Source organism: Allosphingosinicella sp. (assembly GCF_046295735.1).
GTDB lineage: Bacteria > Pseudomonadota > Alphaproteobacteria > Sphingomonadales > Sphingomonadaceae > Allosphingosinicella.
Genome location: NZ_JBKBMQ010000001.1, coordinates 124210 through 141423, shown reverse-complemented (window position 1 = coordinate 141423; position 17214 = coordinate 124210). Strand labels below are relative to the sequence as shown.

Annotated in this window: 12 protein-coding genes; 8 read left to right on the top strand and 4 right to left on the bottom strand. The window is 70.6% G+C overall.

Annotated elements, in window-relative coordinates:
• Positions 1–73: 73 nt before the first annotated feature.
• From ACK4K7_RS00660 to ACK4K7_RS00650, 3 genes are all read right to left on the bottom strand, one after another.
• Positions 74–1339 carry a DUF445 domain-containing protein gene (locus tag ACK4K7_RS00660; protein ID WP_431863191.1) on the bottom strand — a complete coding sequence of 422 codons (1266 nt, stop codon included), beginning with the start codon at positions 1337–1339 and terminating at the stop codon, positions 74–76.
• A gap of 117 nt (positions 1340–1456) precedes the next feature.
• The gene (locus ACK4K7_RS00655; protein WP_431863190.1) at positions 1457–4543 is read right to left on the bottom strand and encodes an efflux RND transporter permease subunit; all 3087 of its coding nucleotides are present in this window, start codon (positions 4541–4543) and stop codon (positions 1457–1459) included.
• A 12-nt stretch (positions 4544–4555) separates the two neighbouring features.
• A complete protein-coding gene (locus ACK4K7_RS00650; RefSeq protein WP_431863616.1) occupies positions 4556–5770 on the bottom strand; it encodes an efflux RND transporter periplasmic adaptor subunit in 1215 nt (404 codons plus the stop codon).
• A gap of 207 nt (positions 5771–5977) precedes the next feature.
• On the opposite strand from ACK4K7_RS00650, the gene ACK4K7_RS00645 reads away from it, so the two are divergent.
• From ACK4K7_RS00645 to ACK4K7_RS00620, 6 genes are all read left to right on the top strand, one after another.
• Positions 5978–6238 carry a GlsB/YeaQ/YmgE family stress response membrane protein gene (locus tag ACK4K7_RS00645; RefSeq protein ID WP_431863189.1) on the top strand — a complete coding sequence of 87 codons (261 nt, stop codon included), beginning with the start codon at positions 5978–5980 and terminating at the stop codon, positions 6236–6238.
• A 347-nt stretch (positions 6239–6585) separates the two neighbouring features.
• Positions 6586–9297, top strand: a complete 2712-nt coding sequence (gene glnE, locus ACK4K7_RS00640) for a bifunctional [glutamate--ammonia ligase]-adenylyl-L-tyrosine phosphorylase/[glutamate--ammonia-ligase] adenylyltransferase (RefSeq protein ID WP_431863188.1) — start codon at positions 6586–6588, stop codon at positions 9295–9297.
• A gap of 4 nt (positions 9298–9301) precedes the next feature.
• A complete protein-coding gene (locus ACK4K7_RS00635) occupies positions 9302–9766 on the top strand; it encodes a peroxiredoxin (RefSeq protein WP_431863187.1) in 465 nt (154 codons plus the stop codon).
• Positions 9700–11346 carry a mechanosensitive ion channel family protein gene (locus tag ACK4K7_RS00630; protein WP_431863186.1) on the top strand — a complete coding sequence of 549 codons (1647 nt, stop codon included), beginning with the start codon at positions 9700–9702 and terminating at the stop codon, positions 11344–11346. Before ACK4K7_RS00635 ends, ACK4K7_RS00630 begins: the two co-directional genes overlap by 67 nt.
• Positions 11347–11467: 121 nt before the next feature.
• The gene (locus ACK4K7_RS00625) at positions 11468–13597 is read left to right on the top strand and encodes a M13 family metallopeptidase (RefSeq protein ID WP_431863185.1); all 2130 of its coding nucleotides are present in this window, start codon (positions 11468–11470) and stop codon (positions 13595–13597) included.
• Positions 13598–13712: 115 nt separating this feature from the next.
• Positions 13713–14177 (top strand): hypothetical protein, encoded by a 465-nt coding sequence (locus ACK4K7_RS00620; protein WP_431863184.1) that lies wholly within the window; start codon positions 13713–13715, stop codon positions 14175–14177.
• On the opposite strand, the gene purT is transcribed toward ACK4K7_RS00620, so the two are convergent.
• Positions 14168–15340, bottom strand: coding sequence for a formate-dependent phosphoribosylglycinamide formyltransferase (purT, locus tag ACK4K7_RS00615; RefSeq protein WP_431863183.1), 1173 nt, complete (start codon positions 15338–15340; stop codon positions 14168–14170). The genes ACK4K7_RS00620 and purT overlap by 10 nt on opposite strands.
• Before the next feature lie 111 nt (positions 15341–15451).
• Between purT and yghU the strand changes: the two genes are divergently transcribed.
• Entirely contained in the window at positions 15452–16333 is an 882-nt protein-coding gene (yghU, locus tag ACK4K7_RS00610; RefSeq protein ID WP_431863182.1) for a glutathione-dependent disulfide-bond oxidoreductase, read from the top strand.
• A gap of 71 nt (positions 16334–16404) precedes the next feature.
• A complete protein-coding gene (locus ACK4K7_RS00605; RefSeq protein WP_431863181.1) occupies positions 16405–17196 on the top strand; it encodes an SDR family oxidoreductase in 792 nt (263 codons plus the stop codon).
• The last annotated feature ends 18 nt before the right edge of the window (positions 17197–17214 follow it).

Below are 17214 nucleotides of genomic sequence, written 5' to 3'. Positions count from 1 at the left end.
TGATCCCTCTCCTCTGCTTCGCGCGACAATGCAGCCCGGCGGCGCGGTTGCAACTCATTCTTCGCGCCGGCGGTCAGATCAGATGTTCGACGGTGTGGATGGTGAGGCCGACCAGCCCGCCGACCAGGGTGCCGTTGATGCGGATATATTGGAGGTCGCGGCCGACCGCCGCCTCCAGCCGGGTGGTGACGGTACGCGCGTCCCAGCCGCGCACCGTCTCGGAGACGAGGGCGACGATGTCGCTGCCATAGCTTTTCACCACGCCGACGGCGGCGCGGCGGGCGAACTGGTTGATGGCGCGGTTGAGGTGCGGGTCCTCCTGCAGCGTCTCGCCGAGCTGCTTTAGCGCCTCGCCGAACTTGCCCGCCATCGTGGCGTCCGGGTCGCGCGCGGCGGCGAGCAGGCCGGCGCGGGCATTTTCCCACAGCCCGTCCACCCAGTCGGCGACCGCCTTGTTCTCGATCATCTCGCCCTTCCAGGCCTCCACCCGGGCGCGGAGCTCGGGATCGTGCTGAAGGCGGAAAGCGAGGCTGGCGAGGCCCTCCTCAGCCTTGGCGCGCAGCGGGTGGCGCGGGTCGATCGCCATGTCGATGCTGAGCCGGCGCAGCCCGTCGATGATCGCTTCGGCGAGCCGCTCGTCGAGCCCGGCGAGCCGCACCACCCAGCCGGCGCGGTCGTGCACCATGCGGCGGATAATGTCCTCGTTGGCGTCGAGCGTGCGCCCGGCCCAGGTGATGATGCCGTCGAGCAGCGGGACGTGCCGCTCCTCGGTGATCGCGGCCTCCAGCGACTGGCCGGCGAGCGGGGAGACCTCCATCGCCCGCATCCGGTTCGCGACCGCGCCCTTCACCATCCCGCCGAGCCGTTCCTCGTCGAGCGCTTCCAGGATGTCGGCGACCAGGCGGGCGGCACCCTGGCGCAGCCGCCCCTCGCCGGGCGGGCTGGCGAGGAAGCGCCCGGCGGCGCCGGCCACGTCGAGCCGCCGCATGCGCCGGGCGACCACGGTGGGCGTCAGGAAATTGTCGCGCAGGAACAGGGCCAGCGTGTCGCCGATCCGGTCCTTGTTGCGCGGGATGATGGCGGTGTGCGGGATCGGCAGGCCCATCGGGTGCCGGAACAAGGCGGTGACCGCGAACCAGTCGGCGATGCCGCCCACCATCGCCGCCTCAGCGAAGGCGCGCACGAAGCCCCAGGCGGGGTGGACCTCGAGCAGGTTGGTGGCGCCGATGAACAGGGCCGCCATCCCGGCCAGCATCGCGGTGGCGAGCGCGCGCATGCCGCGGGCGCCGCTCTGGGCCGGGTTGAAGCGGGACAGGCCGGTCCGGTCGAGGAGGCTCATGCGCCTCCCAATGACCGAGATGCCGGTTGGTTCATCCGCTCGCCTCCACCGCCAGGGCGCCGTGCCCGGGCCGAAAGCTGCCCGATCCGGTGCCGCAAGGCAAATGGATCGCGCGGCTCACTCGGCCGGCTGGATGCCCGGGTCCGGCGCGGGCGCCGGCGCCGGCGCGTCCTTGCCGCCGTTGGTCAGCCAGCGCTTCAGCCGCGGCCCCAGCCAGTTCTCGACGCTGAGCGCGAGGCTGAAGGTGCCGGGCACCAGGATCAGGGTGAGCAGCGTCGACAGCATCAGGCCGCCGATCACCACGATGCCCATCGGCGCGCGCCACGCCCCGTCGCCCGACCAGGCGACGGCGGTCGGCACCATGCCGGCGGACATCGCCATCGTCGTCATCACGATCGGCTGGGCGCGCTTGCGGCCGGCATCGACGATCGCCTCGAACTTGGCGATGCCGCGGTCCATCTCCTCCAGCGCGAAGTCGATCAGCAGGATCGAGTTCTTGGCGACGATGCCGAGCAGCATCAGGAGGCCGATATAGACCGGCAGCGACACCGCGTGGCCGGTGATCCAGAGCGCGAGCAGGCCGCCGAGCGGCGCCAGCAGCAGCGAACCCATGTTGACGAAGGGCGGCAGCAGGCGGCGGTAGAGCAGGACCAGCACCGCGAGCACCAGGAACAGGCCGGCGACGGCGGCGATCATGAAGTTGGTGATCATCTCCTGCTGCCAGCGGTTCATGCCGAGCACCAGCTCGCTGACGCCCATCGGAAGGTTCTGCATCGTCTGCGACGCCTTCACCTTCTTGTAGGCCTCGCCGCTGACCATGCCGGGGGCGAGGTCCGCGCCGATATTGATGCGGCGCGTCTGGTTGGTGCGGTCGATGCGGGTCGGGCCGGCGCCGAAGCCGATGTCGGCGACGAGCTTCAGCGGCACCGATCCTCCGGTCGCGGTCGGGACCGGGAGATTCTCGATCGTCGACAGACGCTGGCGCGAGGATTCCTCCAGCGAGACCCGGATCGGGATCTGCCGGTCGGACAGCGAGAAGCGGGCGCTGTTCTGATCGATGTCGCCGAGCGTCGCGATGCGGATCGCCTGGCTGAGCGCGGCGGTGGTGACGCCGAGCTCGGCGGCGAGATCCTGGCGCGGGCGGATGGTGATTTCCGGCCGCTGGAGGTCGCCGCTGACGCGCGGCGCGACCAGTTCCGGCATCGCCGCCATTTCCTCGACCAGGCGGTTGGCGACTTCGGCCAGCTGGACCGGATCGTCGCCGCCCAGCGTGATGGTGATGTCGCGGCCGCCGCCGAACTGCGAGCGGAACGAGGCGCGCGCGTCGGGGATCTGCGCCAGCCGCGGCGCGAGCGCCTGCTCGAACTCGACGCTGGTGCGGACGCGGTCTTCCCTGAAATGGGCGGTGACGTTGCCGCTGCCCACGCGGGTGCGGGAGAAGACGTTCTCGACCTCCGGCTCGGCGCGCAGCAGCTCCTCGACCTGGCGGACCACGGCGGCGGTCTGGGCCAGGGTGGTGCCGGGCGCCATTTCGATGGAAACGGTCGCCTGGTCCTGGTTGATGGTCGGCTGGAAGGTCTGCGGCAGCACCATGAACATGCCGACCGTCGCGGCCAGCGCGCCGGCGCCGCCGAGGACGGTCACCCAGCGGTGGCGCAGCGTCCATTTCAGCACCGCGATGTACCAGTCCATGATCCGCCCCTCGCCGTGCGGGGCATGGCCCTTGGCCTTCAGGAAGTAAGCGGCGAACATGGGCGTTATGAGTCGCGCGACGGCGAGGCTGATCAGCACCGCGACGACGACCGTATAGCCGAAATTCTGGAAGAACTGCCCGGCGACGCCCGGCATCAGGCTGACCGGCAGGAACACCGCCACGATCGAGAAGGTGGTGGCGACGACGGCGAGGCCGATCTCGTCCGCCGCCTCGATCGAGGCCTGATAGGCGCTCTTGCCCATCCGCATGTGGCGGACGATGTTCTCGATCTCCACGATCGCGTCGTCGACCAGCACGCCCGCCACCAGGCTGAGGCCGAGCAGGGTCATCTGGTTGAGCGAGAAGCCGACCAGATCGAGGAACCAGAAGGTCGGGATGGCGGACAGCGGGATGGCGATGGCGGAGATGAGGGTCGCCCGCCAGTCGCGCAGGAACAGGAGCACCACGATCACCGCCAGGAAGGCGCCTTCGATCAGCGCCATCATCGAGGATTCGTACTGCGAGCGGGTATATTTGACGCTGGTGGACAGCTCCACGAAGCGCACGTCGGGATTGCGTTCCTCCAGCGCGCGCAGCTTCTCGACCGCGCCGTCATAGACGGACACGTCGGATTCGTTCTTCGCGCGGGTGAAGGAGAAGCTCAGCACCTGCTGCCCGTTCTGGGTCGCGAAGGAGCGCTGCTCGCCATAGAGGTCGCGCACCTCGGCGACGTCGCTGAGGCGGATGGTGCGGCCGCCGCCGATCGCGACCTGGGTGTTGGCGAGATCGTGGGCGCTGATCGCGTTGCCGAGCACGCGCACCGACTGTTCGGAGCCCGCGATCTCGGCGCGGCCGCCGGCGGCGTTGACGTTGATCTGGCGCAGCTGGTTGTTCACCTGCGCGGCGGTGATGCCGTAGGATTGCAGCTTGGTCGGATCGAGGATGACGCGGATCTCGCGGCTGACGCCGCCGGTGCGCGACACGGTGGCGAGGCCGGGGACCGCCAGCAGCTCCTTGGAGACGGTGTTGTCGACATACCAGCTGAGCTGTTCCAGCGTCATGTTGCTGGTGACGGCGGAGAAGGAGGCGATGTCCTCGTTGCTGGTGTCCTCGCGGCGCACCTGCGGCTCGAGGATGCCGTCCGGAAGATCGCCGCGGATCTGGGTGACGGCGTCGCGCACGTCGGCCACCGCCCGGTCGATCGGCGTGCCGAGATCGAGCTGGATGACGGTGGTGGACGAACCTTCGCTGACCCAGGAGTTGATCTCGTCGACGCCGGTGATCGAACGGACCGCCGCCTCGACGCGCTGGGTGACCTGTGTTTCCAGCTCCGACGGGGCGGCGCCGGGCTGCGCGATCTGGACGATGACGATCGGGAAATCGATGTCCGGATTCTGCTGCACGTCCATCCGCATGAAGCTGATGATGCCCGCCAGCGTCAGGAAGGCGAACAGGACCAGCGAGGGGACCGGGTTGCGGATCGACCAGGCGGAGATGTTGCGAAGGTTCATGGCGGCGGTTCCTTAGCGGGCGGCCGCGGCCAGCTGGGGACGCACCCGCTGGCCCGGATTGAGGAAGGCGCCGGCCGACAGCACCACCCGTTCGTCGCCCGCGAGGCCTTCGACCACCGCGACGCCGCGGTCGCCGACCTCGCCGACCCGCACGTCGCGCCGGACGACGGCGCCGTTGCCGTCGACCAGATAGACGAAGTTGCCGCGCTCGTCGCTCTGCACCGCCGATTCGGGGAGCAGCGGCGCGTCGACCGCGCCGGCGCGGATCTCGGCCGAGGCGAAGCCGCCGGGCCGCAGGTCGCGGTGATAGGGCACCGAGATGCGCGCCTCGCCCTGGCGGGTCTGCGCGTCGATGGTCGGCGACATCTGCCACACCACGCCCTGATAGGACGTCGCCGAGCCGACCGGAGTCACCGCGACCGGGACGCCGACGCGGACCCGCGCCATGTCGCTCTGCGGAAGCCGCGCGAGCAGCTCCATCTCGCCGCCCTGGGCGATGCGGAACAGCGCGCCCGAACCCGGGCCGACCACCTGGCCCGCCTCGATGTTGCGGTCGAGCACCAGGCCGGCGGCCGGAGCGCGGATGTCGAGCCGGCCCATGCGGGCGCGGGCGGCGCCGAGATTGGCCTCGGCGACGCGCACCCGCGCCGCGGCCGCGTCGCGGGTCGCGGTCTTGCGCTGGATGTCGGCCTGGCTGACGAAGCCGCGCTCCACCAGCGCGAGCGAGCGTTCGAGTTCGGACTGGGCGAGCGCGAGATCGGCGCGCTGCACCTGGATCTGGGCGGCGAGCTGCGCCGCTTCCTGGGTCTGGACGGAGCGGTCGATCGTCGCGAGCACCTGGCCGGCGCGCACCCAGTCGCCGGGTTCGACCAGCACGCGCGACACCTGCCCGCCTTCGCCGGGAACGCCGACCGGAAGATCGCGCCGCGCGGCGAGCGAGCCGGTCGAGGAAATGACGGTCGCCACCTGCTGCCGGCCGGGCACGATCACGGTCACGACGGGAAGGGCGTCGGCCTGCGCGCCCGGCGCGGCGGCCTTGCCGGCCGGCGCCGCGGCCTCGTCGCCGCCGCGCCCGGCCATCACCGCCACCACCGCGATCGCCACCACGAGGAAGATCGCGAAGGCGATCAGCAGCCGCCGCCGCTTGCGCCGCTTCGCCAGCGTCGCATCGTCGAGCACGACATCCTCGAGCGCTTCGCGGCGCCACGTGGTCGATTCGTAGTTCATGGCTTTCATCTTCCCCACTCAGGCAGGCGGAATCGCGTCCGTCGGCTAGGTGTATTAGCCGAATATATCACCAACCTCAAGCTGATTTGCACGGGCGTGTCCCCAACGCGCCGGAACCGCGCCCTTACCAGCATTGTTACGGCTTTACCATGGCTGAACAGCGGTCGCCGACGAACCGCTGATTCCGTTCGACCAAGGGAGGAAGACATGTTGTCAGGTTACGGTTTTCTGGGCTGGATCATCATCGGCGGCCTGGCCGGCGCGCTCGCCAAATGGATCATGCCGGGGCGCGATCCGGGCGGCTGCCTGGTCACGATCCTGCTCGGCATCGCCGGCGCGTTCGTGATGGGATTCATCGGCAACGCCATCGGCTGGTACGATCAGGACAGCGGCGCCGGTTTCATCGCCGCCGTGCTGGGCGCGATCCTGATCCTGTGGATCTACCGGATGATCGTGGCGCGGCGCTGACGCCGCCCACGACGAAAAAGGCGGCATGCGAGACCCGCATGCCGCCCCTTTTCCTCAGAGGCCTTTCCATCGATCCGGGAAGCGCAGGCGCGTCAGTCGAGACGCGCGAGGAGGTCCTCGAACGGCTTCAGCGAACGGAGTTCCCCGTCCAGCTGGAACGCCTGACGCAAAGCATCCCCGACGCCGGCGTGAACGGTGGGCGGAGCCACCTTCACGAACCGCCTTGAGGAAGCATTGACCATGGCTTCTCGTCTCGGATTGATCGTATTCACGTCGGTTAGAACGCCCTTTGGCGAGGAGAGTTTCAATCGTTGCGCGCTCCGAACGGAATCGATCGGCCATGTGGCATGCAAGAAACACTTAGTTATCCGGAGGTTAACGATGCGCTGCAGCGGGCGCGGAGACACTCCTCCTTCCTGAGGCGGCAGCTCGACGCCTTTCCCCAGGTGGCGGAAGCACTTAGCGCGGGCGCGCTCGGCCGGGCGCTGGAGCTGGCGCGCGCCGCCGGGGAGGGCGCGGAGAGCCTCCCCGCCCGGCTGAGGCGGGAGCGCAGCGCCACCGCGCTCGCGCTCGGCATCGGCGACCTCGCCGGCGCGCTGTCGCTGGAGGATGTGGTGGAGGCGCTGTCCGCCCTCGCCGACCGCGCGCTCAGCGCCGCCATCGCCGCCGCGATCGCGGAGCGCACGCCGGACGCGGCGCCGGCGGGCTTCGCCGCGATCGCGCTCGGCAAGCTCGGTAGCCGCGAGCTCAATTACTCCTCCGACATCGACCTCATCTTCCTCTACGACCCCGCCACCCTGCCGCTGAAGCCGCGCGAGGAGCCGGCGCAGGCGGCGGTCCGGATCGGCCAGCGCGTGGTCGAGCTCCTCCAGAAACGGACCGAGGACGGCTATGTCTTCCGGGTCGACCTGCGCCTGCGCCCCTCGCCCGAAGTGACGCCGATCGTCCTCTCCGCCGACGCGGCGATCAGCTATTACGAATCGAGCGCGCTGCCCTGGGAGCGGGCGGCCTTCATCCGCGCCCGCCACGCCGCCGGCGACGAGGCGCTCGGCCGCTATTTCCTGGAGGCCATCCATCCCTTCGTCTGGCGCCGCTCGCTCGACTACGGCGCGGTGGGCGAGCTCCAGTCGATCACCCGCCGCATCCGCGACCATTATGCGGAAGGCCAGGCGTTCGGCCCCGGCTACGACCTGAAGCGCGGCCATGGCGGCATCCGCGAGATCGAGTTCTTCGCCCAGATCCACCAGCTGATCCATGGCGGGCGCGAGCCGGCGCTGCGCGCGCCCGCCACCTTGCCCGCGCTTGACGCGCTCGCCGACGCGGGGCGCATCCGCCAGCATGACGCGGTCGCGCTCGCCGCCGCCTACCGGCTGCTGCGCACGATCGAGCACCGGCTGCAGATGGTCGACGACCGCCAGACCCACGGCCTGCCCGCGGACCGCGCGGCGCTGGACGGGGTCGCGGCGCTGCACGGGCTGGCGGACGGGGAGGCGCTGCTGGCGCTGCTCGCGCCGGACGTCGGGCGGGTGGCTGCGATCTACGGCGCGCTCGGCGAGGGGGAGGACACCGACGCGCGCCTGCCGCTCGCCGCCGAGGCGCTCGAGGCGCGGCTCGGAGAGGCCGGCTTCCCCGACCCGGCGGCGGCGCGGCTGCGGATCGAGAGCTGGCGGTCGGGCAAGGCGCGCTCGCTGCGCAGCCCGGCCGCGCGCGAGGCCTTCGAAGGCATGCTGCCGGTGCTGGTGCGGGCGGTGAGCGGCGCGCCGGACGCGATGCGCGCGCTCAACCGCTTCGACGACCTGGTGGCGCGGTTGCCGAGCGGGGTCAATTTCTACCGGCTGCTGGAAGCGCGGCCGGGCCTGGCCGAGCTGCTCGCCACCATCCTCAGCCACGCGCCGACGCTCGCCGACCAGCTCGGCCGCCGGCCGGAGCTGCTCGACGGCCTGATCGACGCGAGCGCGTTCGAGCCGGCCCGCTGTGTCGACGCGCTCGCCCAAGACTTCGGCCGGCCGGAACGGGACGAGGAGGATTACCAGCTGGTCCTGGACCGCGTCCGGCGCCGGGTGAACGAGGCCCGCTTCGCGCTCGGCGCCCAGCTCGTGCTCGCGCGCGGCGATCCGCTGGAAGTGGCGGGCGGCTATGCCCGCGTCGCCGAGGCGGCCGTGCGGGTGCTCGCCGACGCCGCCGTCGCCGAGTTCGAGAAGGCGCATGGCAAGGTGCCGGGATCGGAGCTCCTGATCCTCGGCCTCGGCCGGCTCGGCGGCGCCCAGCTCACCCACGCCTCCGACCTCGACCTCGTCTATCTGTTCAGCGGCACGCACGAGGCGGAATCGGACGGCCCGAAGCCGCTGCGCGCGACCGATTATTTCAACCGGCTCGCGCCGCGCGTCAGCGCCGCGCTCAGCGTGCCGACCGCCGCGGGACCGCTCTACGAGGTCGACACCCGCCTGCGCCCGTCGGGAAAGGACGGGCTGATCGCGGTGTCGCTGCCCAGCTTCGCCGAATATCAGCACGAGCGCGCCTGGACGTTCGAACATATGGCGATGACCCGCGCGCGTCCCGTCTACGGGTCGGCGGAGGGCCGCGCGGCGCTCGCCCGGGTGGTGGAAGGCGTGCTCCTGATCCCGCGCGATCCGGGCAAGGTGGCGGCGGACGCCGCCCGGATGCGGGCCGAGATCGCCGCCCACAAGCCGGCGCGCGGCCCGTTCGACATCAAGCTCGGCGACGGCGGCCTCATCGACCTGGAATTCGCCGTCCAGGCGCTGCAGCTCGCCCATCGCGCCGGACTCCACGCGAATCTCGGCGCGGCGATCGCCGAGCTGGTGGAGGAAGGGCTGCTCCCGGGCGGGATCGCCGACGCCTGGCGGCTGCTCACCCGCATGCTGGTCACGCTGCGGCTGGTGTCGCCGCGCTCGGACGAGCCGCCGCCGGCGTCGCGCCCGCTGGTGGCGCAGGCCTGCGGGATGGAAGATTGGGACGCTCTGCTTGCAGCCCACGACCGCGCGCGGCAGAGCATATACGAGGTTTGGCGGAGCATCGCCGCGACCGCATCGGGAGACTGACGACATGGCACAGGAAGGCGAGATCGCACCGGACGTGCGGCTGGAGATGATGGACGGAAAGACCGTCAGCCCCGCCGATTTCCGCGGCAACAAGCTGGTCCTTTATTTCTACCCCAAGGACGACACGTCGGGCTGCACCCGCGAGGCGCAGGACTTTTCCGCGCTCGCGTCCGAATTCGACGACGCGGGCACCTGGATCATCGGCGTGTCGAAGGACGATGCCGCCAAGCACCGCAAGTTCGCGGACAAATATGATCTGAAGGTGAAGCTCGCGACCGATGCCGACGGATCGGTCTGCGAGGCGTTCGGCACCTGGATCGAAAAGAGCATGTATGGCCGCAAATATATGGGCATCGACCGCGCGACCTTCCTGATCGACCGCGACGGGGTGGTGAAGCGGGTGTGGCGCAAGGTGAAGGTGCCCGGCCATGCCGAAGAGGTGCTGGCGGCGGCGAGGAGCCTGCCCTGATCCGCTTCGCGCCGCTCCTGCTGCTGATCGCGGCGATCCTCGCCGCCGCCGTCCCGGCGCGCGCGCAGGCGCCTGCCCTCGGCAATGCCGCCGCGCCGGCCGAGGCGCCGGTGGTGCAGGATCCGTTCGGCCGCACCACGCCGGCCGGGGCGATGGCGGGCTATATCCAGGCGATCGCCGACCGCGACTATGAGCGCGCCGCCCGCTATCTCGACCTGTCGGGGATGAGCGCGGCGCGGCGGGCGCGGCTGGGGCCGGACCTCGCCCGCCAGTTCCAGGCGGTGCTCGACCGCGAAGGCGAGCTGCTCCCGCGCACCGAGATCAGCCGCGCGCCCGAAGGATCGCTGGAGGACCAGCTCGATCCCGATCTGGAGCGGGTCGGCCGGGTCGGCCGCGGCGAGGACCGGATCGACCTGCTGTTGCGCCGCATCGAGAATGAGGACGGCAGCCGTTACTGGGCGGTGTCGCGTCAGACGCTGAACGCGGCGCTCGCGCTCGACGTCGGCGCGCCCGACGTGGCGGCGGAGGCCTGGCTTCCGGACGAATTCACCACTTGGCAGGTGGCCGGGGCGCCGCTTTCCCACTGGCTCACCCTCGTCGCGATCGTGCTCGTCACCTTCGGCGGCAGCTGGCTGGTGCTGCGGCTCATCCAGATCCCGCTGCGCCGCGGCACGCGGCTGCAGGAGACGCGGCGGTTCGTCGGCGCGACGGCGGTGCCGCTCATCCTGTTCGCGGCGGTGGGGCTGGCGAGCTGGCTGGCGCCGGCGCTCGGCATCTCGATCGTCGCGCGCGAGGCGTTCAGCTGGGTGACGCTGACGGTTGGCTGGATCGCCTTCGGCTGGCTGCTCTGGCGGCTGCTCGACCTGTTGTCGAACCGCCTCCTCGCCGGCCTCAGCCGCCGCGGCCGCGCGAGCGGCGTCGCGATCGTCCGCGTCGCCAACCGGATCGCGAAGGTCACCATCATCGCGATCACCTTCATCGCCATCTTCGACGTGTTCGGCTTCGACGTGACCGCCGCACTGGCCGCGCTCGGCATCGGCGGCATCGCGCTGGCGCTCGGCGCGCAGAAGACGATCGAGAATCTGATCGCCAGCCTGTCGATCGTCTCCGACCGGCCGTTCAAGGTCGGCGATGTCTGCCGCTTCGGCGCGCGTACCGGCACGGTCGAGGATGTCGGCATGCGCTCAAGCCGGGTGCGCACGCTCGACCGGACCTTGCTCACCATCCCCAATTCCAGCCTGGTCAATGCCGAGATCGAGAATCTCTCGATGCGCGACCGCTTCCTCTTCCAGCCGGTGCTGTCCATCGCCGGCGACACCGATCCCGGGACGGTGCGCCGGCTGCTGGAGCGGCTGCGCGCCGCCTTCCACGGCGACGAGACGCTGTTCGGCCATGCCATGCGGGTGCGGCTGCTCGCGCCCATTGAGGACCGGCTGCAGATCGAGCTGTTCGGCTATGTCCTCACCGCCGATTTCGACGAATGGCTGGAGCGGCAGGAGGCGATGGTGCTGCGCATCCTCGACATTCTGGCCGAGGAGAAGGTGCGGCTGGTGGCGCCGCTCGCCGGCCTCAGGAATTGACGTTCGTCGAACCCGGTGCGCGGTTCATCGAAGGTCCATCCTGTTTGCGCTGAAGGGCGGGCACGGTCGCGCGCGCTTGCGGCAAGGGGCGCCGCCACATGTTCCACCAGGAGGGATGACCTTGAACAAGAAGCTGTTTTTCGCCGCGTCGGCACTCGCGCTGGGCGCGGCCGGCACGGCCTTCGCCCATGGCGATGATCGCTGCATCGACGCGGCCTGCACGATGCAGGCGCTGTCCGCCTTCGCCGCCCCCACCGCGGGCGGCTCCGCCGCCGGCGCGCCGATCGAGGCGCCGCGCCTCGGCAGCTGGGGCGTCGACACCGCCGGCATGGACACCAGCGTCCGTCCGGGCGCCGATTTCTTCAACTTCGTCAGCGGCAATTGGGCGCGCACCACCCAGATCCCGGGCGACCGTTCGGTCTACGGCTCGTTCCACATGCTGCGCGACCTGTCCGAAGCGCGCGTGCGCCGGCTGGTCGAAGGCTATCGCGTCGGCAATCCCGACACTGACGGCGACCAGGCGAAGATCGCCGGCCTCTACGGCAGCTTCATGGACGAAGCCGCGGTGGAAGCGCTCGGCGCCCGGCCGCTGCAGCCTTACCTCGCTCGCATCCGCGCCGTCCGCGACAAGGACCAGATGGCCGAGCTGATGGGCCGCGCGTCCGGCGGCTTCGGCCGTTCGCTGTTCGGCGCGACCGTGTTCGACGACCAGCGCAACCCGGACCGCTACGCGCTCTACATGTTCCAGGGCGGGCTCGGCCTGTCCGACCGCGAGCTCTATCTGGACCAGCGCTTCGCCGCCCAGAAGGAGCGCTACCAGCAATATGTCGCGCAGATGCTCGGCCTCGCCGGCTGGGCGAACCCGGCGGCGGCGGCCGAGCGGATCGTCGCGCTCGAGACCCGCATCGCCGAGGCGCACTGGACCCGCGCCGAAAGCCGCGACCGCGACAAGACCTACAATCCGATGACGGTGGCCGACCTCCAGCGCGACGCGCCGGGCTTCCCCTGGGCCGCTTATTTCCGGGCGGCCGGCATCGACCATGCCGAACGGGCGGTGGTGTCGCAGAACACCGCCTTCCCGAAGCTCGCCCGCATCTTCGCGGAGGCTGATCTCGACACGCTGAAGGCGTGGCAGGCCTTCCACACCGCCGACCAGGCCGCGCCCTATCTGTCGCGCGCCTTCGTCGACGCCAATTACGAGTTCCGACTGAAGTTCCTGCAGGGCCAGCCCGAGCAGCAGGAGCGCTGGAAGCGCGGCGTGGCGCTGGCCGAGAGCGGCCTCGGCGAGGCGATCGGCCGCGACTATGTCCAGCTCTATTTCCCCGCGGAATCGCGGGTGAAGATGGCCGAGCTGGTCGACAATCTGAAGGTCGCGATGCGCCACCGGCTCGAGAACCTGACCTGGATGGGTCCGGAGACCAAGGCGGAGGCGCTGGCCAAGCTGTCGACCTTCAACGTCAAGATCGGTCATCCGGAACAGTGGCGCGACTATTCGGCGCTGCGCATCCGCAACGGCGACCTGTTCGGCAATGTCGAGCGCGTCCAGCAGTTCAACTGGGACTGGCTGCGCGGCCGCATCGGCAAGGAGGTCGACAAGGCGGAATGGGGCATGACCCCGCAGACGGTGAACGCTTATTATTCCCCGGTCCGCAACGAGATCGTGTTCCCGGCCGCGATCCTGCAGCCGCCCTTCTTCGATCCGAACGCCGATCCGGCGGTCAATTACGGCGCGATCGGCGGCGTGATCGGCCACGAGATCACCCACGGCTTCGACGACCAGGGCAGGAAGTCGGACGGCGCGGGCGTGCTGCGCGACTGGTGGACGGCCGAGGACGCCGCCAAGTTCGAGGCGCAGGCCGCCCGGCTCGGCGCGCAATATGAAAGCTACACCTTCCCGACGCTGCCCGACATGCGGATCAACGGCCGCGTGTCGATGGGCGAGAATATCGGCGATCTGGGCGGGCTTCTGATCGCGCACGACGCCTATCGCGCCTCGCTCGGCGGCCGGCCGGCGCCGGTGATCGACGGCTTCACCGGCGACCAGCGCTTCTTCATGGGCTGGGCGCAGGTGTGGCGGATCCTGTGGCGCGACGACGCGCTGCGGCAGCAGATCGTGAACGGCCCGCACTCGCCGGGCCAGATCCGCGCTTTCGCGCCGCTCCGGAACATCGACGCCTGGTACGAAGCGTTCAACGTCCAGCCGGGCGACCCGCTCTACATCCCGGCGGAAGAACGCGTCCGCATCTGGTGAGCCTCGCTCCTCCCTCCGGCTCCGGTCGGGGGGAGGAGGCACGGCCGGAACGCGAAGGCGGCGCGGTCGTTCTTCGGACAGCCCCCGTGGGGCTCAGTTCGAGGAGCTTGCCGCGATGCCGCATCCGCTGACATTGCCCGCCTTGGGCCTCGCCGCCATCGCCGGCGCGGTCGCCGGCATCTATCTGGGCGAGGATTCGGTCGCGCAGATCAACCCCATCCATTTCCAGGGCCCCGCCATCCACCCCAAGGACCGCGGCGCCGCCGTTCCCGAATGGGAGCCGGAGCCGCCCCGCGCCGCCTTCGCCGGGCTGTACGGCTGGACGCAAGGGCAAGCGGCGCGGGCACAGGATTGCGGCGGCTGCGATCTCGGCGCGCGCGACCGCCACGCGGAGACGGGCTGGGCGCCCGAGCCGCTTTCCGATACGCGTCCCCGCCGCGCGGCGGTGAGCGTCGCCTTCGCGGATGAGGTCGTGACGCCCTCTGCCGCCGCCGAGCCGCGGCTCGACTTCGACGTCGACCGCTACGCTTATTATCCGGTCAATGCCGAGCAGGCCGAGCTCTACGCGTCCTACGAATAGACGATCCGCACCTTCGCCGCCGCCTCGGCCGCGAGCGCGCGGGCCGCGTCGGTGTCGTCTCCGCGGGCGAGCGCCACGCCCATCCGCCGGAAGCGCCGCGTCGTCGGCTTGCCGAAGATGCGCAGGTCCACCTCCCGCGCCGCGTCGCCGAGCGCCAGCGCCTCGGCCATTCCTTCGAACGCGAACGCCTCCGCCTCCCGGTCCGCCAGGATCACCGCCGATGCGGACGGGCCGCGGACGTGGATCGCGGGGATCGGCAGGCCGAGTATGGCGCGGGCGTGAAGGTCGAATTCGGACAGGTTCTGCGAGATCAGGGTGACCATGCCGGTGTCGTGCGGGCGCGGGCTCAGCTCCGAGAAGATCGCCTCCTCGCCGGCGATGAAGAATTCCACGCCGAAGATGCCGTGGCCGCCCAGATCGCCGACGACCCGCGCGGCCATCTCCTGCGCCTGGGCGAGCGCGGCGGGCGACATGGCGGCGGGCTGCCAGCTCTCCTGATAGTCGCCCCGCTCCTGCCGGTGGCCGATCGGCGGGCAGAAGAGGATGCCCTCGCGCGTCGCGACGGTGAGCAGCGTGATCTCATAGTCGAAGGCGACGAACTCCTCGACGATCACCCGCGGCCGGTCGCCGCGCATGTTGGCGACGGCATGGCTCCAGGCGGGCGCGAGCTCGGCCGGGGTGCGCACCGTCGACTGGCCCTTGCCGGACGAGGACATGACCGGCTTCACGACGCAGGGCAGCCCGGTATGGGCGGCGGCCGCCTCCACCTCCTCCAGGCTTTCGGCGAAGCGGTAGCGCGAGGTGCGCAGGCCCAGCTCCTCGGCGGCAAGCGCGCGGATCGCGTCGCGGTTCATGGTCATCGCCGCCGCGCGGGCGGACGGGACGACGCGGTGCCCCTCCGCCTCCAGCTCGGCCAGCATCTCGGTGCGGATCGCCTCCACTTCGGGGACGATGAAGTCGGGGCGGTGCGCCTCGACCGCGGCGCGGAGCCGGGCGCCGTCCAGCATCGGGAATATCTCGGCCGCGTCGGCGACCTGCATGGCGGGCGCGCCGGCATAGCTGTCGCAGGCGACGACATGCGCGCCGAGCCGCTTGGCGGAGATGGCGAATTCCTTGCCCAGCTCGCCCGAGCCCAGCAGCAGGATGCGCGCGGTGAAGCTCATCGATCGTCCTCCCGCCTGCCGCCCTATCCGGGCGCGGCGCCGGAGGGAAGGCTTGCCCGCCGCGCCCGAAGCGCCGAAGGGGGCGTTCCGGCAAGCCGAAGGAGGACGCGGATGAGCGAAGAGAGCAGCGGCGAATGGACCCCGCCCAAGGTCTGGACCTGGGACAAAGCGAGCGGCGGGCGCTTTGCCAACATCAACCGGCCGGTGGCGGGCCCCACGCACGACAAGGAACTGCCGGTCGGCCGCCATCCGCTCCAGCTCTATTCGCTGGCGACCCCGAACGGCGTCAAGGTGACGGTGATGCTGGAGGAGCTGCTCGCGCTCGGCCATGCGGGCGCCGAATATGACGCCTGGCTGATCCGCATCCAGGACGGCGACCAGTTCGGGAGCGGCTTCGTCGCGGTCAATCCCAATTCGAAGATCCCGGCGCTGACGGACCGGAGCGGCGCGGAGCCGGTGCGGGTGTTCGAATCGGGCGCCATCCTCGTCTATCTCGCGGAAAAGTTCGGCGCCTTCCTCCCCGCCGAAGGCGCGGCGCGGGCCGAATGCCTGTCCTGGCTGTTCTGGCAGATGGGCAGCGGCCCCTTCCTGGGCGGCGGCTTCGGCCATTTCTACGCTTATGCGCCCCTCAAGATCGAATATGCCGTCAACCGCTATGCGATGGAGGTGAAGCGCCAGCTCGACGTGCTCGACCGGCGGCTCGCCGAAAGCCGCTACGTCGCCGGCGACGACTATACGATCGCGGACATGGCGATCTGGCCCTGGTACGGCGCGCTCGCCAACGGCGAGCTGTACGAGGCGGCCGAGTTCCTCGACGTCGCCGCCTACAAGAACCTCCGCCGCTGGACGGACGAGGTCGGCGAACGCCCGGCGGTGCGGCGCGGACGGATGGTGAACCGGGTCACCGGCGATCCCGCCTTCCAGCTGCACGAGCGCCACGACGCCGCCGATTTCGACACGCGCACGCAGGACAAGCTGGCGGCCGACGGCTGATCTCTCCGGACTCGCGCCGCGCACGTCCAGCCGCTACACCTTGCCGCGCATCGAAAAGGGAGTGACGGCCAATGGATCTTGCAAGCCTGTTCAGCCTCGAAGGACGGGTCGCGCTCGTCACCGGCGGTTCGCGCGGGATCGGACGGATGATCGTCGAGGGCTTCCTCGCGGCGGGCGCGGCGCGGGTCTATATCAGCGCCCGCAAGGAGGCGCAGGTCGAAGAGGCGGTGGCGGCGCTCGGCGACCGGGTGGTCGGCATCCCGCTCGATCTGTCGACGGTGGAGGGCTGCGAGGCGCTGGCGGCGGAGATCGCCCAGCGCGAGGAACGGCTCGACATCCTCGTCAACAATGCCGGCGCGGCCTGGGGCGCGGACTATCTCGAATTTCCGGAGAGCGGCTGGGACAAGGTGATGGACCTCAACGTCAAGTCGCTGTTCTTCCTGACCAAGGCGCTCCACCCGCAGCTCGCCGCCGCGGCGAGCCTCGCGCGGCCCGCCAAGGTGGTCAACATCGCCTCGATCGACGGCCTGCGGCTCAATCCGATGGAGACCTATTCCTACCAGGCGTCCAAGGCGGCGGTGATCCAGCTGACGCGGCGGATGGCGGCGCGGCTCGTCAAGGAGCATATCCTGATGACGGCGATCGCGCCCGGCGCCTTCGCCAGCGAGATGAACCGGGCCGCGCGCGACCATGGCGACGCGATCGCGACCGGCATTCCCGCCCGCCGGATCGGCGAGGCGGAGGACATGGCGGCCGCCGCCATCTACCTCGCCAGCCGCGCCGGCGACTATGTGATCGGCCATACCCTGGTGGTCGACGGCGGCCTCGTCGACGCCGCCCTCCCCTCGCTCGGCCCCAGCTGAGCCCCACAGCTCCTCCCG

Coding starts and splice junctions, on each gene's coding strand:
- ACK4K7_RS00660 (WP_431863191.1), bottom strand. CDS start 1,339: ATGAGCCTCCTCGACCGGACCGGCCTGTCCCGCTTCAACCCGGCCCAG.
- ACK4K7_RS00655 (WP_431863190.1), bottom strand. CDS start 4,543: ATGAACCTTCGCAACATCTCCGCCTGGTCGATCCGCAACCCGGTCCCC.
- ACK4K7_RS00650 (WP_431863616.1), bottom strand. CDS start 5,770: ATGAACTACGAATCGACCACGTGGCGCCGCGAAGCGCTCGAGGATGTC.
- ACK4K7_RS00645 (WP_431863189.1), top strand. CDS start 5,978: ATGTTGTCAGGTTACGGTTTTCTGGGCTGGATCATCATCGGCGGCCTG.
- glnE (WP_431863188.1), top strand. CDS start 6,586: ATGCAAGAAACACTTAGTTATCCGGAGGTTAACGATGCGCTGCAGCGG.
- ACK4K7_RS00635 (WP_431863187.1), top strand. CDS start 9,302: ATGGCACAGGAAGGCGAGATCGCACCGGACGTGCGGCTGGAGATGATG.
- ACK4K7_RS00620 (WP_431863184.1), top strand. CDS start 13,713: ATGCCGCATCCGCTGACATTGCCCGCCTTGGGCCTCGCCGCCATCGCC.
- purT (WP_431863183.1), bottom strand. CDS start 15,340: ATGAGCTTCACCGCGCGCATCCTGCTGCTGGGCTCGGGCGAGCTGGGC.
- yghU (WP_431863182.1), top strand. CDS start 15,452: ATGAGCGAAGAGAGCAGCGGCGAATGGACCCCGCCCAAGGTCTGGACC.
- ACK4K7_RS00605 (WP_431863181.1), top strand. CDS start 16,405: ATGGATCTTGCAAGCCTGTTCAGCCTCGAAGGACGGGTCGCGCTCGTC.